Consider the following 23,822-nt stretch of genomic DNA (forward strand, 5'->3'; position numbering starts at 1 on the left):
TTTCTATATTCTTTTCTATATTCTTTTCTATATTCTTTTCTATATTCTTTTCTATATTCTTTTCTATATTCTTTTCTACATATTTTTCTATATAGTTTTTTATATAGTTTTCTATACTCTCTTCTGATAAAAGTGTTGATACAGCTCTTCTATTCCCTGCTGAAAGGAGATTTTCTCCAAAAATCCTCTATCGTATAAGTCTTTTATAGAAGGCTTTAAATCCACAGGTCCCTCCGCATTGGAAGCCCGCTCTCCGAATCGAAGAAGAGAGGAGGACGGGCTTAAGGTCTTTCCTTCTTTCTTTTCTAAAAATGCCTTGCCAAGACTCTCTATTTCCAAAACATAGTCCTTCAAAGGGCGACTATTCTGACTGCAAAGGTCATAAGTACCGCTTCCGAATCCTCCCTCCAGCAGGAAAGCTATGGCTCTAGCCAAGTCCCTTGCCTCCATAAAGTTCCACATTTGACTGCATGGGCTTAAATCCATGGACTGACCTGCCAGTACCGCCTGCACCAGAGTATGTACCAAAGTCGTCTCATGGTCGCCTACGCCATAGACGGAAAAGATCCGAAGGTCTAAGAACTTCATCGGATTCTCTTGTTCCGCCTTTTGTTCCGCCTTTTGTTCCGCCTTTTGTACTGCCTTTTGTTCCGCCTTCTGTTCCGCCTTTTGTTCCGCCTTTTGTTCTGTCTCTTTTGCCTTCTCTTGTTCCGTCTCTTCCGTATCATCGAAAGACCTAAAGCATTGTTCCGAAAAAGCGGAGTCTTCTACTGCTCTGCCACCGGAAAGTCCGTAGCGGGAAAAGCTAAGCTTTGCCTTTCCATAGGCACTCACCGGCTCCGGATTTTCCCTTGTACCTCTGCCGTATTCCGCCTGAGAGCCGGCAAAGAGAAAGTACTTCACGCCGGTTTGAAGCCCCCATTGGTAAAAGCCCTTACTCATCAAAAGGTTTTGTTCCTGAATCTTCGGATTTTCTCTCCCCTTGGAGCCTACACCGTCCCAGGCAAAGTGAATGATGGCATCCAAGTCATTTGGAACTAGAGACGCTAAAGCAAAGCCATCCCGGGAGAAGGCAGCTTCCCAGGAGAAACTGTCTTCTTGTTTCCTGATGCCTTCTGCCAAAGCAATTTCCCCTTCCTCTGCATAGGAGGAAAATGCCTTCATATCAACGGAAATGAGCTGAAGCCCCCTAAGGGACTCCAGCTTCTCTCTATTTTTACTCTCTTTTCGAACAATGCCATAGACCTGATGGCCTTGGGAAAGCAGTTCCTTTGCGGTATAAATCCCCAGAAAACTGCTTACCCCACTGATTAATATCTTCACAAAACTCCCTTATTGCTTGATTGTTCCCGCTTGAAAATACTTTGCATCTTCCTTTGAAAAGCTTTCCTTATTTCTTTCTGGGATAGAGCATAAGCATTTCCATTTCCTCCTCCGGAAGGAAGGGCGCCATATCCTCAAGAGGCGGGCTGAAGAGATTGCCCTCCGCATCTCTCTTGGCACTGGACTTTGGCAGGAACTGCTGCTCCATACTGACAAATACCTCACAAATCACGGGTCCGCTCTGTCCTAAAGTCTTTTCAATCCCCTGCTCAAGCTCCGCATTTTCCTTGATGGAAACATAGGGATAGCCGTAGGCATGGGCCAGCTTTTCCAAATTCGGGAAGGACAGGTCACAGCCCTCCACACCGGAGTCCACACCGATTCCCACCAGGGGCTTTCCGAAGAAGCTGTTCTGGGTCTGGCGAATGGAGTGGTAGCCTCCATTGTTTACCACGAAAATCTTAATGGGCATCTGATGATGGATAATGGTTTGCAATTCCTGCAAATTCATCTGAATAGAGCCGTCGCCGGTCATCAGAAGAATATCCTTCCCTTGGTAAGGAGGATAAATTTCTCCCTTACCCTTCCAATAGGGATCCTCAGAAAGACGCTTTTTCTCTTCCTCGGTAAAATCCACTACGCCGTAGTAGGCACCGATAGCCGCCGGCAATCCGTACCCCATGGAAGCCACACCGTCCTGGCTGATAAAACGGGTTCCCTTTTTGATGATATAGCTCTGTCCGCCGGCAACACAGGGAGAACCGTTTCCCACCACGGTAATCTGGTCTTCCGAAGCCCTCTCTGAAAGCTTTTCCACAAGGGCGTAAACATTGGTCAACTCCCCTTTCCGCTCCTCCAGATACTCCGGAAGCACGGTGGGATAGTTTGCCTGATAAAAACGGATGGTGTCAAGCCAGCTTAGCTTCTCATCCTGCTTTTCTGCCAAAATCTTTTCTGCCGCATCTTCCCGCACAAAGCCTTTCGCCTTTTCTCTGGAAATTCCCTTTCCACCGGCAAAAAGAGGAAGCTTTTCTTCCTGCTTCAATAAATGCAGTAAAGCCTCTAAGAGAGCCTTGGCATCTCCGTGAAGCGCCAGGTCGCAGTGTACGGAGGGCTTTGCAATCTCTTCCAAATCAATATCATTTTGCATCACATAGGCCTTAGGCGCCCATTCCCAAAAGCTGTATCCTACCTGACGAATATTTAAACGGGAGCCAATGCTTAAAATCACATCAGCGTTTTGCACCGCCAGATTTCCCGGGCGGTCTCCTCTTCCTCCCGGACGGCCTGCATTTAAGGGATGAGTAGTGGGGAAGATATCCGGAGCATTCCAGCCCAAAACCACGGGGATTCCCAGCTTTTCCGCACATTCTAAGAACAAGCTCTCCGCTCCCGCAATACGAATACCGTTTCCGGTATAGAAGATAGGATGCTCACTGCTTCGAATCTTCTCTAAAACTTCCTTTGCCAGAGGAAGGAAATCCTGCCAGTTCTGAATCCCGGTCTTTTCCTTCTTCTCTGTTCTGTCCTCTTCCAGAATATGCGGATTCTTCTCAGAAGATAAAGCCTTTAAAAGAGCTTCCTTTTCCGCATCCGACGCAAAATACCGCCGAAGGGCAGTAGCAGTCTCCGGATGGGAATCCTTCACCCTTCCGTCTGCCCAGCCGTCTCCTCCTGCCTCATAACTTTCCGGGGAGAAGCCCAACAAATCCTCTTCCTCCACCATAAAGCCCTGCACGTCCACAGGAACGTCCAGCCAGCATGGTCCCGGACGTCCGGTCTGGCAAAGGTAAATTGCCTTTTCAATGGCATAACGCACCCGATAAGGGTCAATCAGCATCTCGCTGTATTTACACATGCAGGATACGGATTGCAGAATATCAAATTCCTGGTCTCCCATGGCGCGGAGTGCTCTACCGGACCAACGGGCGGTATTGTCGTGACGCACCTGACCGGATAGAACCAGCATGGGAATGGAGTCCAGATACGCTCCTGCCACACCGGTAATGGCATTAGTACCGCCGGGGCCGGAAGTCACACATACAATCCCCGGTACATTATGGATTCTGGCATAGCTTTCCGCCGCCATGGCACAAGCCTGCTCATGGTGCTGGTATAAGGTCTTGATTCCCTTATGGTGTCCTAAGGCATCATTCAGGTGCATTGCCCCTCCGCCAACCACAGAGAAATTTCTGCTCAGTCCCATGGAATAACATTTTTGGGCAATGTAGTCTGCTACACGAATCTTCATCTCCTGCTTCCTCCTGCTCTTGTTTACATTTCATACCTTACCTACACTTTGTAAGCCGGTTCATCTTTGCGCCATACTTGTTTTCCAGTTCTTCCATTCTTTAGAAGTTTTCTGTTCTTTGCAAGCTTTTCTTTGCTAGCTGTTCTTTGCTAGCTGTTCTTTGCTGGCAATTCTAAGCGGCTTACTGCTTTAAAACTCTATTTTCAGCATCTTCATGCTTTTATAGCTCTGTCTTTTGGAATAGCCCACAGGCATTTTCCTTATATTCCCGAATCAGAGAAAGGTTAAACTCCTCTCCCGGAGCAGCTTCTCCCTCTCCTTCGAAAATATTCATCCCCAAAATCCTCTGTCCCGAAGCCAAAACGCAGTCCATGGCGATACGGTATTCCTGCTCCGTAAAGCCTTTCCCGAAAATGTCCTTATCCATAGAACAGTATAGAGGCAGCTGCACCAAACGAAGAAGGGAAGGAATGTGGGTCTTGGCTCTTCCGCTTTGAAAATCCCTATCCGTAAAACAATAAAGACTGGTGTGCATCAAGGGGTCCCGAACCCCGGGATGCTTCGCGGCAAGCTCCCTTCTGGATTCCAGGCTATCTCCGCCCCCCTGCATAGGAACAAACTCATCCCCTAAGGTCATTAAAGCATCGTTAATGATTCCTTTTTCCTCTTCGGTGGCTCCCAAAAGCAAAATTCCCCTGCAATGGGGAAGGCGAACCATTACCTGCCGAAGCCAGGAATTGTGACAAAGCGCCCTTGCCTCCCGCCTCTTCAAATCCGCCTGATGGTCAAAAAGCAGAAGAATAAAGTCCTCCCGAAGTCTCTCTAAAAAAAACTTGGTCAAAAAGTGCATGGAAGCACAGTCAAAGAAATGCAATCCATAGGGGGAAATATTCTTTTCTAAGAGGCTTTTCCGAAAGCCCATGCAGCCCTGCTCCAATCTTTCCGGATAATAGCTTCCCTTTTCTCGAAGAGAAGAATACTCTTCTTTCCCATATCTTCCCTGAAAATCAAAAAAGGAAATCTGCTCTTTTTCCATGCCTTACTCCCTTCTTTCCTCTTCATCCCCTCAAGCCACTCTAAAGCTCTATTTTATACTTTCTATAAAGACAGTTCCATAGCCTATATAAAAACTGTATCCTAGCTTTATAACAACAATGCACTGTTCTCTAAAAAACAATTCCATGGCCTTTCGAAAACTCTTCTATACTATAAAAGAAAAGTCTGAAAATCTCCATAGTCTAAATTCATTAAGCAAAGCCCCTTTGCCGGAGCGGTGGGACCTGCCAGAGTGCGATCCTTCTTTTCCAAAATCTCTTCTAATTGGGAAAGGCTTATCCTTCCCCTCCCCAGCTCCAAAAGAGTCCCTGCCAGAATCCGAATCATGTGGTACAAAAATCCATTTCCCTCTACAGAAAAATGAAGATAATCCCCCTCCTCTTCCATGGAAAAGCGATAAATCTCCCGCACAGAGCTTCCCCCCTGTAGAAGACTTTGAGCCTTGGGATTGGCAAAGCTTCGAAAATCATGCTCTCCCTTTAAAAGCTCCATTCCCTCGGCAATTTTCCCGCAATCCAGAGGAAAGGTATAGTGATAGGCTGTCCTTCTGCGAAGGGGATTTTCCACTTTGCTCCGGCAAATGCTGTAACGATAAGCCTTCCTATGAGGGGTAAAGCGGGGATGGAAATTCTGCTCCACGGAGTAGGCTTCCATCACCCTGATATCCTCCGGCAAATAGCTGTTTAATGCCCGTAAAATCTGTTCTCCGGAAACCTTCCCCTCCGTATCAAAGGAAAGAAGATTGCAAAGAGCATGCACCCCCTGATCCGTCCGACTAGCTCCGATAAAGTTCTCCATTTTCCATGGAAAAAGATTACGGAGCTGCTCTTCCACAGTACCTGCAATGGTGGAAAGCCCCTCCTGCTTTTGGAAGCCATGGTAGGACGTACCCTCATAGGCCAGTTTTAATACAATACGCTGTTCCATCTCTTCCTTTCTGTTGTTTACCCTTAGCCATTCTGTCCGCTTTATCTCTGCATAGTTCTGATTTTATGGTAGAGAGACAAATCTGCTTCCAATGGAAAGCGCCAACACTATAAGCAGGAAGAGATAGGAAAGATAGTCTCTTCTTTCATAGTGGAGAGGCTTCATTTTCGTTCTACCCTCTCCCCCCTGATAACAACGGGATTCCATGGCCAAAGCCAGATCATAGGCTCTTCGGAAGGCGGAAACAAAGAGGGGCACCAAAATCGGCACCATAGCCTTTGCCTTGTGAACGATTCCTCCGCTTTCAAAATCCGCTCCCCTGGCCATCTGGGCCTTCATAATCTTGTCCGTTTCCTCCACCAAAATCGGAATAAAACGTAGCGCAATGGACATCATCATGGCAATCTCGTGGATGGGTAAATGCAGCTTTTTTAAGATGGAAAGACCCTTCTCCATACCGTCTGTCAGCTCATTGGGGGTGGTGCAAAGGGTCATTAAGGAGCTGCTTAATACCAAAAGAATCAGTCGCACCGCCATCATAGACGCAATGTGCAATCCCTCTTGGCTGATTTTAAAGATATAAAAGCGAAAAATCTCTTTTCCCGGTGTTAAAAACAGGTTAAAGCTCACCGACAGTAAGAGGAGGAACAAAACACTTTTCAATCCCCGAACCATAAAGGAGAAGGGAACATTGGAAAGCTTAATCAATAAAAGCAAAACCAGAGCCAGAAAAATATAGGCAGTCCAGCTGTTTACAATAAACAAGGCAATCAGAAACAAAAAGGTTCCTGCCAGCTTCACTCTGGGATCCAGTCTATGAAGAAGGGAGTCTACCGGGTAGTACTGCCCTAAAGTAATTTCTCTAAGCATTTTCCCCTCCCCTTCTCTTCTTATAGGCTGAAAGAATCATTGCCTTCGCTTCCTCTACCGTATTCTTCTTAGGGAAGGACAAGCCCTTTTCCTCCAAGCTATACAAAAAGGCACGAATCTGGGGCAGTCCTAAGCCCAGTTCCTCCATTTCCTTTTTATGGGAAAATACCTCCTCCGGGCTACCCTGCCGGATACATTCTCCTTGATTTAGGACAAAAACCTCCTCTGCATAGCGAGCCACATCATCCATGGAGTGAGAAACCAAGAGGATGGTCATGGCATAGCGCTCCTGCAAATGGGCAATCACTTGAAACAGCTCTTCCCTTCCTGCCGGATCTAAGCCTGCGGTGGGCTCATCCAAAATCAAAAGCTCCGGGTCCATAGCCAGCACCCCCGCAATAGCTACCCTTCGCTTCTGTCCGCCGGAAAGTTCAAAAGGAGACTTCTGCCATAGAGCTTCTTCCACTCCCATACTTCTTAAAGCCTCTTCCGCCTCTTTCCTGGCTTCCTCCAAAGATAGGCCCTGATTCTTCGGCCCGAAAAGCACATCCTCGAAAACCGTTTCCTCAAAAAGCTGATACTCGGGATACTGGAAGACCAAGCCTACCTTGAAGCGAAGTCCTTGAAAATCAAAGCCCTCTTCCCGGAAAGAAAGCACCCCTTCCTTTTCCACTTTTCTTTTCTTACCCTTCCAGAACAAAAAGCCCTTATCCTGTAGAATCAGGGCAGGATTCTTCCGAAAATGTACGGAAATCTCTCCTTCTTCCGGCTTAATCAGACCGTTAAAATGCTGTAAAAGGGTGGATTTTCCCGAACCGGTGTGACCAATCAGGGCGGAAAAGCTTCCCCTCTTAATGGAAAGATGAATGTCTTTTAAGGCATAGCTTTCCATGGCAGTGCCCTTCTGATAAATGCAGGAAAGATTCTCCACTTTCAGGATAAAGTCCTTTTCTTTTTCCTTGTCCTTTTCATTTTCCGTTTCTTCTAAAGAGAGGGTAGGTGCTTGGGAAGCTGCTTCCTCTTCCCCGAAGGAATCCTTCCCGAAGATAGCAAGCAATTCCTCCACCAGCTCCTCTTCCTTTAAAATGCCCTCCGAAATCGGCATTCCTGAAAGGCAAAGCTCATGGGCCAGATCCGTAATCAAAGGCACATCCATCCGTAAAGACTTCAGCTCCTCCACCTTGGAAAAGATTTCCTTCGGCGTGCCGTCCAATACCAGCTTCCCTTGATCCATAAGAATAATTCGATCCGCATCTACCGTCTCTTCCATATAATGGGTAATCAAGATGATGGTGATGCCCTTCTTTTGGTTCAGCTCCCGAATGGAACGAATCACCTCCGCTCTACCGCTGGGATCCAGCATGGCGGTGGGCTCATCCAGTACAATGGTTTTCGGCTCCATAGCCAGAGTTCCTGCAATAGCTACCCTTTGCTTCTGTCCGCCGGATAAGTGATTAGGAGACTTCAGGCGGTAGGCTTCCATATTGACTGCGTCCAGAGCATCTGCCACTCTCTTCCAGATTTCCTCTGTAGGAATACCGATATTTTCCGGACCAAAGCCCACATCCTCCTCCACCACGGAGGCAATAATTTGGTTGTCGGGATTTTGAAAAACCATGCCCACCTTTTCCCGGATAGGGAAAACATTGGCCTCCTCCCGACTGTCCATACCGGAAATAATCACGCATCCCTCCGTAGGAATCTGTAAAGCATTAAAAAGCTTTGCCAGTGTGGATTTTCCGGAACCGTTGTGGCCCAGCACACAGACAAAGCTTCCCTCTTCGATTGTGAAATTCAAATGAGAAATAGCGGAAAGTTTCTCCACTACCTCATCATTTTCATCCCTTCGTACGTATTCGTAAGTACAATCTTTTACTTCTATATTATTCAAAAATTTTCTCCTAAAGAAATACACAATAAATCCTAGTCAGTATATCCCTTAGCATGTGAAAAGGCAATGAAATGCGGTTCTAATCGTCAGCTCATGCTTCATCATAGTCTTAATATGTCCATTTAAATTGTTTACTCCTTTGAAAAACAAAGCTAAAAATACCTTTTCCTGCAAAGAAATATGCTACACATAGCATCAGTAGAATAAAAAAGTCCTTAACCCCTGCTGTTTGATAAATCAATAGAGCGTAAAAATGGGAACCTGCCGATAGCGGATTGGTATACTGCAAATATTCCGGCAAAGAAAGGATACTGCCGGAAAGAAATAAAAACAGATAACCCACAATGCTGACAAAGGAGGCCATTTTCGTAAAAATGAGGGTTAAGGCAGACAGTACATAGGATATTCCCATACAGCCAAAACACACCAAGATAACAATATAAAAATGTTCAAATCGAAAGCTCAGTTTTATAAACAAAGAAGCTATCCCTATGCAAACCAAGGCTTTTACACTGTTAATCATAAACCAGATTAAGGTTTTCACGCTAATGATTTGCATAATGGAATAGGGTTTAATCATCAGGTTTTGCAAAGTTCCCAGTTGCTTTTCTGTAGATATACATAAAGACGCTTCCGATAAAACGCCATTTACCAAAACCCATAGAAGATAAGCAAAGAGTTTTTCCTCTTGTTCTCCCTCCGTATTCATGACTATCACGAGCAACAAAATGTCGGTGAATAGGCCCACAATATAATCCGGATAATAGCTGGCCGCCTCTATCAGACTTTTTTTAAATTCAGCCTTCATCAGTTTCATGGAAAACCTCCAGCAATATTTCTTCCAAGTCTCTTTCCTTTTTTCTTATTTCCATAATTTCATATTTTCCATAATAACTTTGATAAATATCCTGAAAACTTCCCCGAATCGTGTCACTTTCCATTACGCTATCTTTTATATAAGAGACCGTATATAAATCTTTGTCTTCGTAATCTGCTTTATCGAAAGCATGGACGACTCCATCCTTTAAAATCAGTATTCTACTTTGAAGCTTTTGTACTACATCCATTTGATGAGAGGTGAGTAATACTGCAATTTTCTCTGTTTTTATAATGGTATTCAATATCTGAATAACGGATAACTTACTCTGAATATCCAGCCCCAAAGTAGGCTCATCCAAGAGCAAGAGCTTCGGAGAAGACATTAGGGCAATCAATAAGGCCAACTTTTGGCGCATTCCTCGAGAATAAGTTCCTACAGCTTCGTGGATTGCTTCTTCCAACTCAAACAAAGAAATATAAGTTTTTATTTTCTCGTTCCCGGAATCGAGTTTCAGTAGTCCGGAAAAGTACTCAATATTTTGCCATCCGGTAAGATAATCATAGACATTCACACTGGATTCCAGCAAAGCATTTACCTTGGAAAAATACTCCTCATTTTTATACGTAGAAATGTCTCGTCCCTCCAAGAAGATAGAGCCCGCATCTGCCTGTAGCATGCGAAGAATACAGTTAATTAAGGTAGTCTTTCCGGCCCCATTATTCCCTAGCAAACAGACAATTTCTCCTTCATTGATGGAAAGATTCAGATTCTTCAAAACTTCTTTTGCCTTAAATCTTTTCTTCAAACCCTTGATTTCCAGCATTTACTACCTCCTTTCCTATCTGGTAGTTGCAACTGATATCGCGATACCATCATTGGATTTACATCCTGACATAATCAGTAGATGATTCGCCCAACTCAATTATGTCACCAATGGTGACACATTTTCATTTCCTACACATAGCGTCATTAGAATAAAAAATTCTTAACGCTTGCTGTTTGATGAATCATTCGGGCATATAAATGTCTCCTCCCGCCAAGAGTATAGCTCCCGCATCTGCCTTTATCCTATTCGTCTAACATAATCTTTCCTTTTTTTGCTTTGACCTTAAGCATTTCCATTTGTTCTTTCTCAATCTGCTGAATACTTTTCTCCGGCTTTGGTAAATCCTCCGGCATCGTTCGCCGCTTCCGCTAAAAGTTGCTTCCACTGTTTAATATCTCCCCTGACAACCAGCCTTCTCCTGTCCTCATCAAGCTTGTTAAAGTGGTCTGCTACCTCTTGCCTGTATGTCTGTATAGCGAAATAGGTCTGACCAAGTGCAACCACTTCCTTCCTAGGGTCACTATTCTGAACAATAAGGTAACAGGCGTATCGAGATAATTCATAATCTTTCTTGGGGTTTGAAGTTGCCCCTGCCTCCACGATTTTCCTGACCTCAGGAAAATCGCCAACAACCCTATGCCCACTGTTTTCACAAGCAATCATTGCCCTCCCAATTACCTTTGAAAAATTCTCCCATTTTGTGTAATCTAGTGCAATCGCCAACTCCCGAGCACTCCAGTATTCAGATCCGTCACCTCGAATATGCTTTATTTCCTCAAATTGTTTATACTCCTTGGCTTTTAAGTCACTCATGTCCATCTCCAATCATATACTATGACTATACGCTCACTATTGCTTCCCTATTTTTTAGCTTCATCCCCCCAAAAAAGGCAATACTTTTCTATAAAATATTTAGACCTTCCAAGATATCTCTATCCCGGAAGGCCCAAACAAATATGCTAAAGAAAATCCCTTTTCGCATACGATACTGTATTTCTTTTTTGCATTACTTTACCCACTGGCCTCTTTCATTTAAACGGAAGCCGGAAATAGTAGTGTTCTTCGCCATTGCCCCGTCCTCTCTGAAATAGTAGTAAACCGTGTTTCCGTTTTCCTGTAAGGAAATCCAGCCCGTTCTCATGGCACCGGAATTGTCAAAGTAATACTGCTCCTTGCCAATCTGCATGATACCGTTGGAAAGCATAGCTCCACAGCGGTCATCCTTTTCCGGACGAAGATAATACCACTTCTGGTTAATGAATCTCCAGCCGGTCTTCATATCGCCGTTTACAGGATCCAAATAGTACCAGTCTCCGTAGCTGTTCTTAAACCATCCGGTTTCCATCTCCGCCTGTCCGTTGAAATGATACCAATGTCCATTCCACTCTACCCAGGTATTGATGGCAGGCTGGCTGTTGGGAAAACGGAAATACCACTTTCCGTTGCTTTGGCTAAAGCCGATGGTACCGGGAATATTGGCAGTGCCGGAATTGTTCTGTCCGTTCTGGCCATGTACCTGATTCTCACTGTATTTTCCTTCTCCATTGGAGCGGGTGCTCTGCTGGATGTCCAGAACTTCGGACTCCGCTTCTTCGGAGGACTTTCCCGCCTTCTTCTGCTCCTCGGTATAAGGAATGGTCTTTACGGAAAATGTATAGCTTCCCTCCTCTGTCATCCACGGATAAAAATTCAGACTTAACGCATCTGTGGTAATCTTTGCCAGTCTTCTGCCTTCCTTGAAAAGACTGACCTCATAGACGCCGGAACCGTTTTCCGGAGCAGTCCAACGAGCTCTTCCCAAGGAATTATTGTCCCACTGCAAATTATCCGCCATGGAATACTGCCCCTGCACCGCTCTTAACTGAATCAGAAGCTCCAGCTCCGTAGAGCTGATTCTCTTGGCACTAATCAGAGTTCCGTTGGTCACACGAACATTGTTGCTATTATAGGCACCGAAGAACTGGTAATAAAGGGTGTCTCCATTACTCTTATCCCGGCTGTCCGCCACAAGATAAAGCTGCACCTTCGGGGTACTTCCCACGGTAACGTCTCCTGCATTTCCGCTGTCTACCCATTGAACCGCGTCCACATGATATTTGTCACTGTCCCCTGTGGAAAAATCACCTTCGCTGATATTGCCAAGACTGTCTCCCGGATCCAGATTCCGAAGTCTTTCCTCCACCTTAATCCGAATCATATTGATATTGCTGATGCTATCCCTCGCAAAAGCAGGCATGCTCAAAGAAAAAAGCATTGTGGCCATAAAGGCTAAAGACAGCCCCAGGCGCTTTCCTGTATTTTGAAAAAATCTAATCATACAAAACCTCCTGTTCACATTTCCTCCTAGTATAAGGCTGGGGCATAAGGGAAAACAAGTGCTTTTCTCTTACGATTCCGGAACAGCTGACTTGCCGCAGACATTAAGGTATCAAGCTTCCTTATAGGCTAAAGATGATTCGAAAACATTCTGCAATCCCGTGACTCAATTATATGGTATATTACAACGATTTGATTTCTTAAGTCCTCTTTATCCACTTTCCATTGGTAAAGTCGGGAATGGCCACCGGCTGTCCCCCAAGAGCAATGGACTCCTCCGCCAGAGCGGTAATGCTCATCCAGCTGGCCATATCATATACATCAATAGGCATAGGCAAGTCTTCCTGAAGACAGCGAACAAAGTCAGAGAAAATCAGGTAGTCCATGCCTCCATGTCCCTTCTTCACCCCCGCCTTGAGATATTCTCTCCACACAGGATGCTCATATTTTTCCCGGAAACGCTCCACATTTCCCCACTGCTTCTTCCATTCAAAATGATCCTTTGCCCCCTCATCTCCATCCAGGAAAATGGAAGCATTATCCTCCATATACATCCCCTTGGTGCCCTGTACAGTAAAGCCCCGGGAATAGGCTCTGGGCAGGGTGGTATCCAGCGTTAGCAAAATGCTTTCCCCGTTACTGCATTTGATGATGGTATTCACCACATCTCCCTGCTGAAAAACGGTATTTTGTAGCGCCTTGTCTTCCGGCTTCTTTTCCTTAATATATTCTCTAAGTCCTGCCGCCTTGGAAGCCATGGAGCAAAGGCTTAGCATACGATTTCCCCGGTTGATATGCAGCACCTTGGCAATGGGGCCAAGCTCATGGGTAGGATAATTTTCCGTATTTCGATGAATATAATTGTCCAGACGGTAATGGCGATTTTCCTTTCCAAAGGAGATTTCTTCCCGCAAATCATGCTTGTATCCACCCTCACAATGCACGATTTCTCCCAGTACCCCTTCCTCTGCCATACGATAAACCATCATCTCGTCTCTGCCATAGACACAGTTTTCCATAAACATGATGGGAGTCTTCGTTTCTTCATAGCAATCCACCAGCTTCCAGCACTCCGACAGGGTATAGGCTCCCCCTACCTCGGAGGCCACCGCCTTTCCTGCCCGCATGGCCGCCATGGCTATTTCACTGTGGGTATCCCAGGAAGCACAAATCAAGACAGCATCCAGCTCCTCCATGGAAAGCATTTCCCTATAGTCGGAAAAGGTCTTCGGTCTTTCTCTTCCCATCTCCACAAGGGCATTGGCCACCTCCTCCTGCCGATCCCTATAAACATCACAAAGGGCAATAAAATCCACATCCGGATGCTCGGAATACACATTTTTTACTAAGTCTGCCCCTCTTTGTCCAAGTCCGATTACCCCAAGCTTCACTTTCTTTCCCATAAGCTATCCTTTCCCGCCGTAATATCGCGCCATTTGTCCTAATTCTATCCATCATTCTATCACGATTCCATTTCAGAAAGCTTTCCCCAATGAATAAAAGATTTTCACTATCGCATACAGAAACCCCTGCCCGGGAAAGCATATCCGAACTATCTTTTTTCAACAAAAAAGTACAGTAGTAGGCACACAAATACCATCACTACTGCACTTTCATTATAAAACGGTTTAACTCTTCACAGCTCCGTCATCATACAAATGACAGCAAACCTTATGCCCATTGCCCATATCCTTTTCTTCCGGCACCTTACTCTTACAGATCTCCATACACTGGCTGCAACGGGTATGGAACTTACAGCCCTCAGGAGGGTTCGCCGGGGAAGGAATACTTCCTTCCAAAATAATACGATTCATCTTAGCCTCCGGATCAGGAATCGGAATCGCGGAGAACAAAGCCTTGGTATAGGGGTGGAGAGGATTGGCAAAGATATCCTCCGTATTTCCGAACTCCACCAGATTTCCAAGATACATGACTCCCACCGTATCCGCAATATGCTCAACCACGGATAAGTCATGGGAAATAAAGAGGTAGGTCAGCTTATACTTTTCCTGTAAATCCTTCAAAAGGTTGATAATCTGCGCCTGAATGGATACGTCCAAGGCGGATACCGGCTCATCACATACCACAAACTCCGGATTTAAGGCCAAGGCTCTGGCAATACAGATTCTCTGTCTTTGTCCACCGGAGAACTCATGGGGATAACGGCCCTTATGGAAGGGCTGCAAACCGCAGTTATCCATAATGCGGTCAATATAATCCTCGTATTCCTCCTTGGGAACCAGATGATGCTCCTTTACCGCTTCTCCGATGATTTCTCCTACAGGAAGTCTGGGAGAAAGGGATGAGAAGGGATCCTGGAAGATAATCTGCATCTTGGTACGCAGTTCGTTTAACTCGGATTTGGGAATATTGTAAACCTCTTTTCCGTTAAACAGCACATCTCCCGCTGTCTTCTCTCCGCTTAAACGCAGGATGGTTCTTCCTGTGGTGGTCTTTCCGCAACCGGACTCTCCCACCAGCCCCATGGTGCTTCCTCTTTTGATGGAAAAGGAAACGCCGTCAATGGCCTTTACCTGTCCCACCACCGTATTAAAGAAGCCTCCTCTAATGGGGAAGTATTTCTTTAAGCCACGGACTTCTAAAATATTGTCTTCATTTTCCCGGACAGTCTTAGCTTCTGTATCCTTTAAAATGCTATTTTCCATTATTTCCTCGCTTCCTCATCATACAGGTAGCAGCTTACTCTGTGGGTCTCGGAGAGGCTGATTTCTCCGGGATAAGCCCCGTCACAGCAGCCCTTCCGCTTGTCACAACGATCTCGGAAGTAGCAATAATTCGGCATGTTAATGGGGTTTGGCACCTTTCCGGGAATGGAATAGAGCTTATCCACATGCTTTCCTACCACAGGCTTGGAAGCCATCAGACCGATGGTATAGGGGTGAGAAGGATTGGAAAAGATTTCCTTTGCCGTTCCCGCCTCTACCACACGACCGGAATACATAACCACTACATAGTCCGCCATTTCCGCAATTACTCCAAGGTCATGGGTAATCAGCATAATGGAGGAGTTAATCTTGTCCTTTAAGCCTCGTAACAAATCCAGAATCTGGGCCTGAATGGTTACGTCCAAGGCTGTTGTAGGCTCATCCGCAATAATCAGCTTGGGGGAGCAGGCCAGAGCCATGGCGATTACGATACGCTGACGCATACCGCCGGAAAGCTCGTGGGGATACATATTGTAAACGCCCTCACTGTTGGCAATGCCCACCATTTCCAAAAGCTCAATGGTACGCTTCTTCGCCGCCTCTTTTGTTTCATAACCGCTCTTATGGAACAAAAGCACCTCATCCACCTGGTCTCCGATTTTGAAAACCGGATTTAAGGAGGTCATAGGCTCCTGGAAAATCATGGACATAAAGTTTCCCCGAAGGTGCTGCATCACTGTCTCAGGGGTCTTGGTAATGTCGTAAACCTTATCTCCAGTATTTAAGCGAATGGCTCCGTCCACAATCTGTCCCTGAGGCCGCTGTAAAAGCTGCATCAGAGAAAGGCTGGTTACGGATTTTCCGCAACCGGACTCTCCCACTACCCCCACGGTTTTTCCCATAGGAACGGAAAAGCTCACGGAATCCACACTCTTTACCGTTCCGGCATCCGTGTAGAAATAGGTCCGAAGATTCTCAAACTCCACCGTATTCTCCGGATTCTTCATCTCCGTCAAATACTCTGATTCCGGGACATTTTTCCGCTTCCGCTTTTTCTCTAAGGCAGCGGTGATTTTTCTATTTTCTTTCGATATCCTCCGGGATTCTTTACCGGAGAGATAACCGTCTTCTCTTGCCATTTTCTATCCTCAACTTATCTTCCTACAGCTTTCCAAGGCAAATGCCGGAAAGCATGATTTTTTACCGAAACCTTTTATCGCTTCATCTTCGGGTCAAAGGCATCTCGCAAGCCGTCTCCCACCAGGTTAAAGGCCAACACGGTAAGCAATAGGCAGACACCGGCAGGAATCCAAATGAAGAGATAGTTACTTAAGACATAGGTATTGTTAACATCGTTAATGATATTTCCCCAGGAAGCAAAGGGGAACTTTACACCAAGTCCCAGGAAGGACAATACCGCCTCTGTCAAAATTACGCCTCCCAAACTCATGGTACAGGTAACAATGAGCTGAGGAATAACGTTTGGTAAAAGGTGTCGGAAGATTCGGTTTACGGGCTTAATGCCTGTAGCCTCCGCCGCAGTCATAAATTCCTGCTCTCTTAAAGTAAGAATCTGTCCACGCACCAATCTGGTGATGGAAGGCCAACCGAAAAATCCCAGAATAATCATCAGGTAAAACATACGAATCTGGGGATCCACTCTCATCGCATCCATAGCCGCACCGATGATGATGTAGATTGGAATGGTGGGAATGCAGTAGAAAATATCCACAATTCTCATGATTAAGGAATCAATCCAGCCTCCGAAATATCCGGAAATACCGCCCAGAAGCATTCCCAAAACGGTTTCGATAATCACAACTACGAAGCCGATATAAAGAGAAACTCTTCCGCCGTACATCAGTCTGGTCAACATATCCATACCGTTCTTATCGGTTCCCAGAGGATGGGCCTTGCTGGGTGGAGAATAAGAGTCATAGACCATCTGCTCTCTGCTTTGCAGAATATTATAGGTTTTGGAGGTGGCATCATATTCCATGGTATAGTTTGCCTCTACTCCGTCATCGTCGGTAAAGCTAAAACTGGTAGCTCCCGCCTGAATCTGCTCCAGAAGCTCTTCCTTAAACTTCTGGGAGAAGGTCACATCGCTCATAATGGCATTTACCACATAGCGGCTGGCATAGGCATAAGCTGTTCCGTCCTTTGTTACGGTTCCATCCTCGGAAAGGGTGTAACTGCTGCCCCCCTCCGTAAATTCCTTTTCTCCGTTCGTCAAGGCCTTTAAAATGCTTAGCTGCTCCGCAAAAGGAATCTGTCCTTCCCCGGAAACGGAAGTCACGGTATCCACTGCCGCAAAGGCTACCGGGTCAGAGCTCCCCTTCTTGCTAATGATATAGAAGTCTTTTCCCGCCTCTTCATAGCTGTAGTCTACGCCTCCTGCGGCAAACTCTGTCAGCTTCTTTCCCTTGGCCAATACGAACTGGGCCTGGGCAAGAGCAGGGAAGCTATCCTTTTCCGCCTGCTGATAACGAAGCTCCGTGTTTACCTTAACGCCGGCATACTTCTGGCTTTGGCTGTCCTTACGGTAGAAAAGTTGAGACTCTCCGTAGGGCATTAGGGCTCCTCCTAAGAAAGAGAAAAGAAACATGAAAATCAAAACCACCATGCCCAAAACCGCAATACGATTTCGGAAAAAACGCTTTGCCACCATTGCTCCGGGGGAGAGGGTTTTGACGCGTCGGTCATCACTTAAAGAATATTCAGCATTCTTCGATGCATTAGCATCGCTATACTCTTCCGTATTCTGCACAGTTTCTTGTGTAGTTTTATCTACAGAATTTTCTAAATCAGACATCTTTTCCCCTCCTTTCCTAATCAATGCGAACTCGAGGATCTACCACGGCATATAAAATATCCGTTAGCAGGTTTCCAATCAAGGTCAAAACGGCAATAAACACTAAGTAAAACATGGAGAACGGAATGTCTCCCGAAATCATAGCCTGATAAGAGGTGTAGCCGATTCCCGGAATGGAAAAGAGCTGCTCCGTAATCATGGCTCCGGAAAATAATCCGGGAAGAGAGGTACCCCAGATGGTTACCAGCGTAATCAAAGTATTTCTGAAGGCATGATGATAGATTACCCGTCCCTCGGAAAGTCCCTTCGCTCTTGCCGTACGGATATAATCCGAATTTAATACCTCCAGCATATTGGTACGAATATATCGCATATACGCTCCGATGCTGGCAATCAGAAGGGTAAGAATCGGTAAAATCAGGTGTAAAGCAATATCCATCTTCTTTCCGCTTGGAGAAAGAATATCGTAATTTCTTCCCACCAGTCCGCCTAAGTCGAACCATTGTAATTTCACGGAAAATACCAGCTTCAAAAGAGAAGCTGTGAAGAAGGTGGGAAGGGAAATTCCTGCCAAAGCTACGATAGAAATCACATTATCCTGCCAGGAATACTGCTTGGTTGCCGCAATAATGCCCAAGGGCACGGAAATCGCAAATTCCAAAACCATAACCACAAAGCTCATGATAAAGGAAATACCCACTACCTCTTTAAATTTCTGGGTAACCGGCACGGTATACTTCCAGCTGTCTCCAAAGTCTCCTCGAAGTGCCTTGCCCAACCAGGCAAAGAATCCGGGCACAATGCCCTTGTCCATACCGTAAGTAGCCTCCAACTGCTGCATCCACTCTTCAAAGCTTTTGGAGCCGGGCTGTTGAGACTTCTGTCTGGCGATCTGCTCCAAATAGGAGGTTGGTAAAGATCGCATTAAAATATAAAGCAAGAAAGATACGATAAACAGAATCACTACGGACCATAATAATCGTTTGATAATATACTTTTTCACTGAAAAACCTGCTCTTCCATATCAAGAATAGCCGCTTTCCTAAAGTTTCAGGAAATGCGGCTATTACCCGAAAAATGTAGACGGAACAATCCGTTTACTTTTACTTTGTTAATTGAAGATTCTCAATCTCGGTATACCACTTATAAAACGGACTCATATCCGGAGTAATGGTATCCACCTGAACACGCTGTGCAGAGAAAATGGTTACTTCTTTTCTCTGGTAGATTGGTACCTCGCAGGACCAGTCGATAATCTTGTCAAGACAAGCCTTGTACATGGTCTTACGATATTCCTGGTCGGTAGACTCTCTTGCCTGAAGAATCATAGTATCCAAATCCGCGTCTTCAATCTGGTACATATAGTTGGAACCGCCGGGAGCTGCTCCACCATTTGCAATATCGGAGTAATACACCTGGAACATATCCGGATCCGGTGTTGCCTGCCAAGCCGCACACCACATCTCTGCCTGCTTAGCCTGAATCTTGTTCCACATATCGGAGCTGTTGGAAATATCGTTAATGCTAAGCTTCATACCGATTTCCGCAAAGGCCTTCTGTGCCTCTGTCAAAATCATAAAGGAGGGGTGGTCTCCGGTTCCGGAACCGGGAATCATTACCTCATATTCCATCTTTGCTCCTGCAGGAGCTGCAGTAATCTTTCCATCTGCTACAGTGTAGCCTGCCGCCTCTAAGAATCCTAAAGCCGCCTTCTTTGCTGCTGCATATTTATCCTCATCGGACATTCCGGAGGTATAAATGGGTTCTCCCTTTGCATCCTTGGAGAAAGCAATCTGATAGCCGTCATCGGTAGGCTGAGGTGCTGCCCAGGAAGTATTAGTAATCGGATAATTAATAATACTTGCTCTATCTCCATAGTAGCTGCTTACCGCAAGGTCTCTATATACAGAGAAAATGGTGGCAAAGGCACGACGAAGATTCTTGGAAGCTTCACTTCCCGGCTCATTGTTTACAGAAACATTGTGGGTATTGATACCGATATAGCCATAACCTAAGGCATCTACGGCAGAGGTGTAAATCTTATCTCCGGAGATTTCTCCATTGCTGTTTGCCTTCTTAATGGCATCTGCAATTTCTGTAGTGTACTGTGGATTAGTTACGTCCGTCGTTCCGGTTAATACAGCGTTCACACGGTCAGCCTGTGCAACATAGTTCACCTTCAAACTCTTGGTCTTCGGTGCGCCGAGATAGTAGTTCTCGTTTGCCTTCATGGAAACCACACCGTTTTCATATTTCTCAAAAACATAGGGACCTGCACCTAAAGGCTGGGTGGTCTTTGCACGTACACCGCTTAAATCGCCCTTAGGGAAACCGAACTTATTGTTCGCATAGTCATACTGGGCAGGATCTCCATAATAATGTAAAGGAGAAACGGCAAAGGTAAGCTGATAAATCGTCTGAGCATCCACCTTGGTTGTTATAATACGTACAGAATAATCTCCGGTCTTCTGAATACCGCTGATATTGGGAGCGGAATTACCGGTTTCCACACCGACTGCGTAATCCTTGTAGCTTTCCATTAACTCGGTAAAGGGAGTTCCTGCACTCTCTGCAGAGCTCATATCTTTTACACTGCCGTTATACTTTGCCACCATGGCATTGAAGAAATCCATAGCTGTTGCATCTTCCTTCAAGCCTTCATAGCCATAGTTTGCCGCAAATGCCGCTACGGAATCCCCTTCCTTATTGCTTCCATTGGCAATCAAGGCATCCTCAATTTCCTTTACAAAGGCCTCTGCAGCCTTCTTGTAATCTGCCCAGAACTTTGTCTGCTGTTCCTCTGTCCACTTGGAGAAGTCCTTATTGTCCTCTCCTGCAGCCAGAATCAGATTAAAGAGGGGTTCCATACCCTTTCTGTACTCTTCCATACCCTGAATCGGTAAAGAGTAGATAGAAGCCAATCCGTCATAGGTCGGATCTGAATATACATACATGGAGAAAATCACATCATCAGCAGTTAAAGGCTTACCGTCGGAGAACTTTACGTCGTCTCTTAAAGTAAAGTCATAATATACAGTTCCGTCTGCATTCTCGGTAACTGCCAGGTCGGAAATTCCCTTATAGGTGTATTCCTTACCGTTATACTCCTTGGTCTCCCCTTCAATCCCCTTGTAAATAATGGCACCGCTACGATCTGAGTTTAAGAGAGTAGTCGCAGTTAAATTTGCTACATCCTGATCCTGTACAGTCTCCGCAAAGAACATAGAAAACTTCGCACTAAACTCATCCTGAGCAAAAACCAAGGAACCGTCGGTATTGCCGGCAGCTTCTTGACCGCTTTCGCCCTGAGCCTTTGTTCCATCCTCCGCTTTCTTGGGAGAACATCCTGCCAATGCGGAAAACGCCATCACTGATGCAAGCAGTGATGCCATAATCGCTTTTCTTTTCTTCATTCTACTTCCTCCTTTTAGTAATTTCTTGGCTTCCTTTCAAACTGCATTTTCATTCATTATAGCTTGTTCTTTCCTCCATTTTCCAAGAAGAAAAGCTCTGTTTTAACTTCCGCCAAAACAGAATAGAAGAAACGAAATATCCCAAAACCAAAGCTAAAACCATAACTTCGCCTAAAAGCCCTCCATCTCTTCCCCCTCTTAGGAGATAAATCCCTTGGAATAGAAGAAGGATGCCCGCGAAAAGGAAGGAAAGAACTACATTTCCCTCCAAAGGGATAAAGCTTTTTTGATAGGTCCATCCGTCCACGGTGCCTTCCTTCCGAAGATATCCTAAGAATCGAACTGAGGCCAAAAACACCTGGATAATGCACATCCCATAGGGTAGGGTTAGAAAAAGTTTGTGGGATAAAGCCGGCTTCGAGAAAAATCCCGGAATCAAGAGAAAAGGAAGTTGAAAGAAATAGCAGGCAATTAAAAGCCGTTTTTCTTTTCTTTGCAGTTCCAAAGGCCGTATATCTTTATACAGCTTCTTTCTGGCTTCATCTGCCTCTTTGGAAAGAACGCCGCCTTTTCCATAGGGCGTCCTAAACATTCCCATGCTATTTCCTCCATAGTTTCGGCTTTTCTTGATTATCAGTCTTTTTTTTGATTCTTAGTCTTTTTTCTTGATTCTTAGTCTTTTTCCTTGCTGGCTGTTCCATCCTATAATGAAAAAGTATTGTGATCTCCTGAAGCTCATTTTTTCTCACTAAATCAGTTCATGATTTGAAAATAAGAAAATTCTTTGTTTCTCACAATATTTTAACCCATAGCTTACCTGTATTTTTATGCTACGTCAATTATATTTATAGAATAAGAGATATTCCTAATTATTTTTTCTTTCTTATTTTGCCAATTTTATTTATAGAAGCATTATCATTTTTTTACATTTTGATATTCCATTTTTCTATAAGCTCTCTATCTTTTATTTTGTTTTAGAAATATTACTCAGTAATCTTCCTGAGTCCTTATGCAAATACGCCAGTTTTTACGCTTTAGACATTAAAAAAGAGGAAGCAAGCTTCCTCTTTTTAAGCAACTTTGTTCTATTCGTTTTGTAAAATATTATACAAGCTCTAAAAGAACTTCCATAGCAGCATCTCCCTTACGAAGACCTACCTTTACGATTCTTGTATATCCACCGTGACGGTTCTCGTACTTTGGTGCAATCTCTTCAAAAAGCTTCTTTGCCAAGTCTAACTTCTTGGTGTTCTTCTTTCTTCCGGCTGCTTCTGCAGGTCTAACTGTGGGAACATAGGTCGCTGCAAGAATCTGGCGACGAGCCTGCAAACGAGAAGGCTTATCCTTCTGGATGGACTTCTCTACTTCCTCATAAACGGTAACCTTCTTACCGTCTTTGACTTCTTTAACGCGCTTTCCATCAGCGTCCTTCTTTGCAACCTTTGCATTAACGACAACCATTTCATAGTTATCTTTCTCTCTTACTGCCAAAGCAATAAGCTTCTCTACCTGCTTACGAACTTCCTTCGCTCTAGCCTCAGTAGTAAAAATCTTTCCATGCTCCAATAAAGAAGTGGTTAATGCACGAAGCATTGCCTTTCTCTGGTTTGAAGCTCTTCCTAACTTTCTATAATTTGCCATGTTTTCTCCTTATCCGTGCTTTTTAGTCTTACCGGTTGGCCTTACTGTTATCTATTCTTCCGGAAATGATAATCCCAGATTCAAATCTCTTAACTTCGCCAAAACTTCCTCAAGAGACTTTCTTCCAAGATTACGAACCTTCATCATATCCTCCGGTGTCTTGGAGGTTAACTCGGACACTGTGTTGATTCCTGCTCTCTTCAAGCAGTTATAAGAACGGACACTTAATTCCAGTTCATCAATATTCATTTCCATTACTTTGCCCTTTTCATCTTCGGGCTTATCCACCATAAGCTCTGTTGCAGCCACTTCTTCAGAAAGCGCTACAAACAAATCCAGGTGCTGAAAAAGCATTTGTGCCGCCTTGGAAATCGCATCTTCCGGAGACATACTTCCGTTGGTATATACATCCAAAGTCAATCGATCATAGTCCGTCATATTTCCTACACGGGTATTCTCGATAGACATATTTACTCTTTCCACTGGAGTATACAAAGCATCAATGTCCTGATATTCCTTTGGTGCTTCTACTCTTCCTTCTGCCTTTTCTCCGGAGTAACCCTGCCCTCTACTGATAAAGAGGGAAATGGAGCCTTGGGCTCCCGCCTCTACAGTAGCAATATGCTCTGTAGGATTACTCAGCTTAAGTTCCGACTCTCCAATAAAATCTTCAGCCAGAATCTCGGACTTTCCGGATAAATCAACGGAAACTTCCAGACTTTCCACTTCCTCCGGCAAAATCACCGCAATGCTCTTAAGATTGGTTAAGAGCTCAGGGAAACTTTCCTGAATTCCGGAAACCTTGTCTCCGGACAGATTTTCGATCTTAATTGCAGAAATCGCAGCCCCGGGCAGAGAGGAAAGCATCATCCTCCGAAGAGAATTTCCTAGGGTTGAGCCGTAGCCTCGTTCCAGTGGTTCACATACGAAACGACCAAAACGCTTATCCTCTGAAATTTCAAGAATTTCAATGTTTGGTTTTGTAAAATCAAACATGCTGCCTCCTT

The 23,822-nt window shown here is 45.0% G+C and carries 19 protein-coding genes; all 19 read right to left on the reverse strand.

Features of this window, described 5'->3' with window-relative positions:
* Window positions 1–111: 111 nt before the first annotated feature.
* Window positions 112–1,323 (reverse strand): NAD-dependent epimerase/dehydratase family protein, encoded by a 1,212-nt coding sequence (locus HNQ46_RS05880; RefSeq protein ID WP_183683809.1) that lies wholly within the window; start codon window positions 1,321–1,323, stop codon window positions 112–114.
* 67 nt (window positions 1,324–1,390) lie between these two features.
* Window positions 1,391–3,574, reverse strand: coding sequence for a thiamine pyrophosphate-binding protein (locus HNQ46_RS05885; RefSeq protein WP_183683811.1), 2,184 nt, complete (start codon window positions 3,572–3,574; stop codon window positions 1,391–1,393).
* Window positions 3,575–3,794: 220 nt separating this feature from the next.
* Window positions 3,795–4,610, reverse strand: coding sequence for a hypothetical protein (locus HNQ46_RS05890; RefSeq protein ID WP_007157636.1), 816 nt, complete (start codon window positions 4,608–4,610; stop codon window positions 3,795–3,797).
* 170 nt (window positions 4,611–4,780) lie between these two features.
* Window positions 4,781–5,557 carry a tRNA pseudouridine(38-40) synthase TruA gene (gene truA / locus HNQ46_RS05895; RefSeq protein WP_183683813.1) on the reverse strand — a complete coding sequence of 259 codons (777 nt, stop codon included), beginning with the start codon at window positions 5,555–5,557 and terminating at the stop codon, window positions 4,781–4,783.
* Between the two features lie 63 nt (window positions 5,558–5,620).
* On the reverse strand, window positions 5,621–6,427 hold the full coding sequence (locus HNQ46_RS05900) for an energy-coupling factor transporter transmembrane component T family protein (RefSeq protein WP_183683815.1): 807 nt from the start codon (window positions 6,425–6,427) through the stop codon (window positions 5,621–5,623).
* Complete coding sequence (locus tag HNQ46_RS05905) at window positions 6,420–8,318, reverse strand: energy-coupling factor transporter ATPase (protein WP_183683817.1); 1,899 nt, start codon at window positions 8,316–8,318, stop codon at window positions 6,420–6,422. The genes HNQ46_RS05900 and HNQ46_RS05905 overlap by 8 nt, the downstream gene beginning before the upstream one ends.
* A 109-nt stretch (window positions 8,319–8,427) precedes the next feature.
* Window positions 8,428–9,135 (reverse strand): ABC transporter, encoded by a 708-nt coding sequence (locus tag HNQ46_RS05910; RefSeq protein WP_183683819.1) that lies wholly within the window; start codon window positions 9,133–9,135, stop codon window positions 8,428–8,430.
* A complete protein-coding gene (locus HNQ46_RS05915) occupies window positions 9,116–9,961 on the reverse strand; it encodes an ABC transporter ATP-binding protein (protein WP_183683821.1) in 846 nt (281 codons plus the stop codon). The genes HNQ46_RS05910 and HNQ46_RS05915 overlap by 20 nt, the downstream gene beginning before the upstream one ends.
* A 309-nt stretch (window positions 9,962–10,270) precedes the next feature.
* Complete coding sequence (locus tag HNQ46_RS05920; RefSeq protein WP_183683823.1) at window positions 10,271–10,777, reverse strand: BRO family protein; 507 nt, start codon at window positions 10,775–10,777, stop codon at window positions 10,271–10,273.
* A gap of 193 nt (window positions 10,778–10,970) precedes the next feature.
* Entirely contained in the window at window positions 10,971–12,281 is a 1,311-nt protein-coding gene (locus HNQ46_RS05925; RefSeq protein WP_183683825.1) for an N-acetylmuramoyl-L-alanine amidase family protein, read from the reverse strand.
* A gap of 199 nt (window positions 12,282–12,480) precedes the next feature.
* Window positions 12,481–13,683 carry a Gfo/Idh/MocA family protein gene (locus HNQ46_RS05930; RefSeq protein ID WP_183683826.1) on the reverse strand — a complete coding sequence of 401 codons (1,203 nt, stop codon included), beginning with the start codon at window positions 13,681–13,683 and terminating at the stop codon, window positions 12,481–12,483.
* Between the two features lie 225 nt (window positions 13,684–13,908).
* Window positions 13,909–14,946 carry an ABC transporter ATP-binding protein gene (locus HNQ46_RS05935; protein ID WP_183683828.1) on the reverse strand — a complete coding sequence of 346 codons (1,038 nt, stop codon included), beginning with the start codon at window positions 14,944–14,946 and terminating at the stop codon, window positions 13,909–13,911.
* A complete protein-coding gene (locus tag HNQ46_RS05940) occupies window positions 14,946–16,085 on the reverse strand; it encodes an ABC transporter ATP-binding protein (protein ID WP_007157647.1) in 1,140 nt (379 codons plus the stop codon). The genes HNQ46_RS05935 and HNQ46_RS05940 overlap by 1 nt, the downstream gene beginning before the upstream one ends.
* Window positions 16,086–16,159: 74 nt before the next feature.
* Entirely contained in the window at window positions 16,160–17,761 is a 1,602-nt protein-coding gene (locus HNQ46_RS05945) for an ABC transporter permease (RefSeq protein ID WP_183683830.1), read from the reverse strand.
* 16 nt (window positions 17,762–17,777) lie between these two features.
* Window positions 17,778–18,764 carry an ABC transporter permease gene (locus HNQ46_RS05950; RefSeq protein WP_183683832.1) on the reverse strand — a complete coding sequence of 329 codons (987 nt, stop codon included), beginning with the start codon at window positions 18,762–18,764 and terminating at the stop codon, window positions 17,778–17,780.
* Between the two features lie 100 nt (window positions 18,765–18,864).
* A complete protein-coding gene (locus tag HNQ46_RS05955) occupies window positions 18,865–21,174 on the reverse strand; it encodes an ABC transporter substrate-binding protein (RefSeq protein WP_183683834.1) in 2,310 nt (769 codons plus the stop codon).
* A 49-nt stretch (window positions 21,175–21,223) separates the two neighbouring features.
* A complete protein-coding gene (locus HNQ46_RS05960; protein WP_183683836.1) occupies window positions 21,224–21,772 on the reverse strand; it encodes a hypothetical protein in 549 nt (182 codons plus the stop codon).
* A 506-nt stretch (window positions 21,773–22,278) separates the two neighbouring features.
* Entirely contained in the window at window positions 22,279–22,815 is a 537-nt protein-coding gene (locus HNQ46_RS05965; protein WP_007157652.1) for a bL17 family ribosomal protein, read from the reverse strand.
* Between the two features lie 51 nt (window positions 22,816–22,866).
* Window positions 22,867–23,811 (reverse strand): DNA-directed RNA polymerase subunit alpha, encoded by a 945-nt coding sequence (locus HNQ46_RS05970; protein ID WP_007157653.1) that lies wholly within the window; start codon window positions 23,809–23,811, stop codon window positions 22,867–22,869.
* Window positions 23,812–23,822 lie beyond the last annotated feature (11 nt).

Origin of the sequence: Oribacterium sinus (genome assembly GCF_014202695.1) — a bacterium.
In the GTDB taxonomy this organism is placed as follows: Bacteria; Bacillota; Clostridia; order Lachnospirales; family Lachnospiraceae; genus Oribacterium; species Oribacterium sinus.

What these genes read in the sequence shown, in the direction of transcription:
- HNQ46_RS05890 (WP_007157636.1), bottom strand. Translation starts at nt 4,610, where the DNA reads ATGGAAAAAGAGCAGATTTCCTTTTTTGATTTTCAGGGAAGATATGGG.
- HNQ46_RS05970 (WP_007157653.1), bottom strand. Translation starts at nt 23,811, where the DNA reads ATGTTTGATTTTACAAAACCAAACATTGAAATTCTTGAAATTTCAGAG.
- HNQ46_RS05925 (WP_183683825.1), bottom strand. Translation starts at nt 12,281, where the DNA reads ATGATTAGATTTTTTCAAAATACAGGAAAGCGCCTGGGGCTGTCTTTA.
- HNQ46_RS05930 (WP_183683826.1), bottom strand. Translation starts at nt 13,683, where the DNA reads ATGGGAAAGAAAGTGAAGCTTGGGGTAATCGGACTTGGACAAAGAGGG.
- HNQ46_RS05945 (WP_183683830.1), bottom strand. Translation starts at nt 17,761, where the DNA reads ATGTCTGATTTAGAAAATTCTGTAGATAAAACTACACAAGAAACTGTG.
- truA (WP_183683813.1), bottom strand. Translation starts at nt 5,557, where the DNA reads ATGGAACAGCGTATTGTATTAAAACTGGCCTATGAGGGTACGTCCTAC.
- HNQ46_RS05910 (WP_183683819.1), bottom strand. Translation starts at nt 9,135, where the DNA reads ATGAAACTGATGAAGGCTGAATTTAAAAAAAGTCTGATAGAGGCGGCC.
- HNQ46_RS05935 (WP_183683828.1), bottom strand. Translation starts at nt 14,946, where the DNA reads ATGGAAAATAGCATTTTAAAGGATACAGAAGCTAAGACTGTCCGGGAA.
- HNQ46_RS05900 (WP_183683815.1), bottom strand. Translation starts at nt 6,427, where the DNA reads ATGCTTAGAGAAATTACTTTAGGGCAGTACTACCCGGTAGACTCCCTT.
- HNQ46_RS05915 (WP_183683821.1), bottom strand. Translation starts at nt 9,961, where the DNA reads ATGCTGGAAATCAAGGGTTTGAAGAAAAGATTTAAGGCAAAAGAAGTT.
- HNQ46_RS05960 (WP_183683836.1), bottom strand. Translation starts at nt 21,772, where the DNA reads ATGGGAATGTTTAGGACGCCCTATGGAAAAGGCGGCGTTCTTTCCAAA.
- HNQ46_RS05920 (WP_183683823.1), bottom strand. Translation starts at nt 10,777, where the DNA reads ATGAGTGACTTAAAAGCCAAGGAGTATAAACAATTTGAGGAAATAAAG.
- HNQ46_RS05940 (WP_007157647.1), bottom strand. Translation starts at nt 16,085, where the DNA reads ATGGCAAGAGAAGACGGTTATCTCTCCGGTAAAGAATCCCGGAGGATA.
- HNQ46_RS05955 (WP_183683834.1), bottom strand. Translation starts at nt 21,174, where the DNA reads ATGAAGAAAAGAAAAGCGATTATGGCATCACTGCTTGCATCAGTGATG.
- HNQ46_RS05885 (WP_183683811.1), bottom strand. Translation starts at nt 3,574, where the DNA reads ATGAAGATTCGTGTAGCAGACTACATTGCCCAAAAATGTTATTCCATG.
- HNQ46_RS05965 (WP_007157652.1), bottom strand. Translation starts at nt 22,815, where the DNA reads ATGGCAAATTATAGAAAGTTAGGAAGAGCTTCAAACCAGAGAAAGGCA.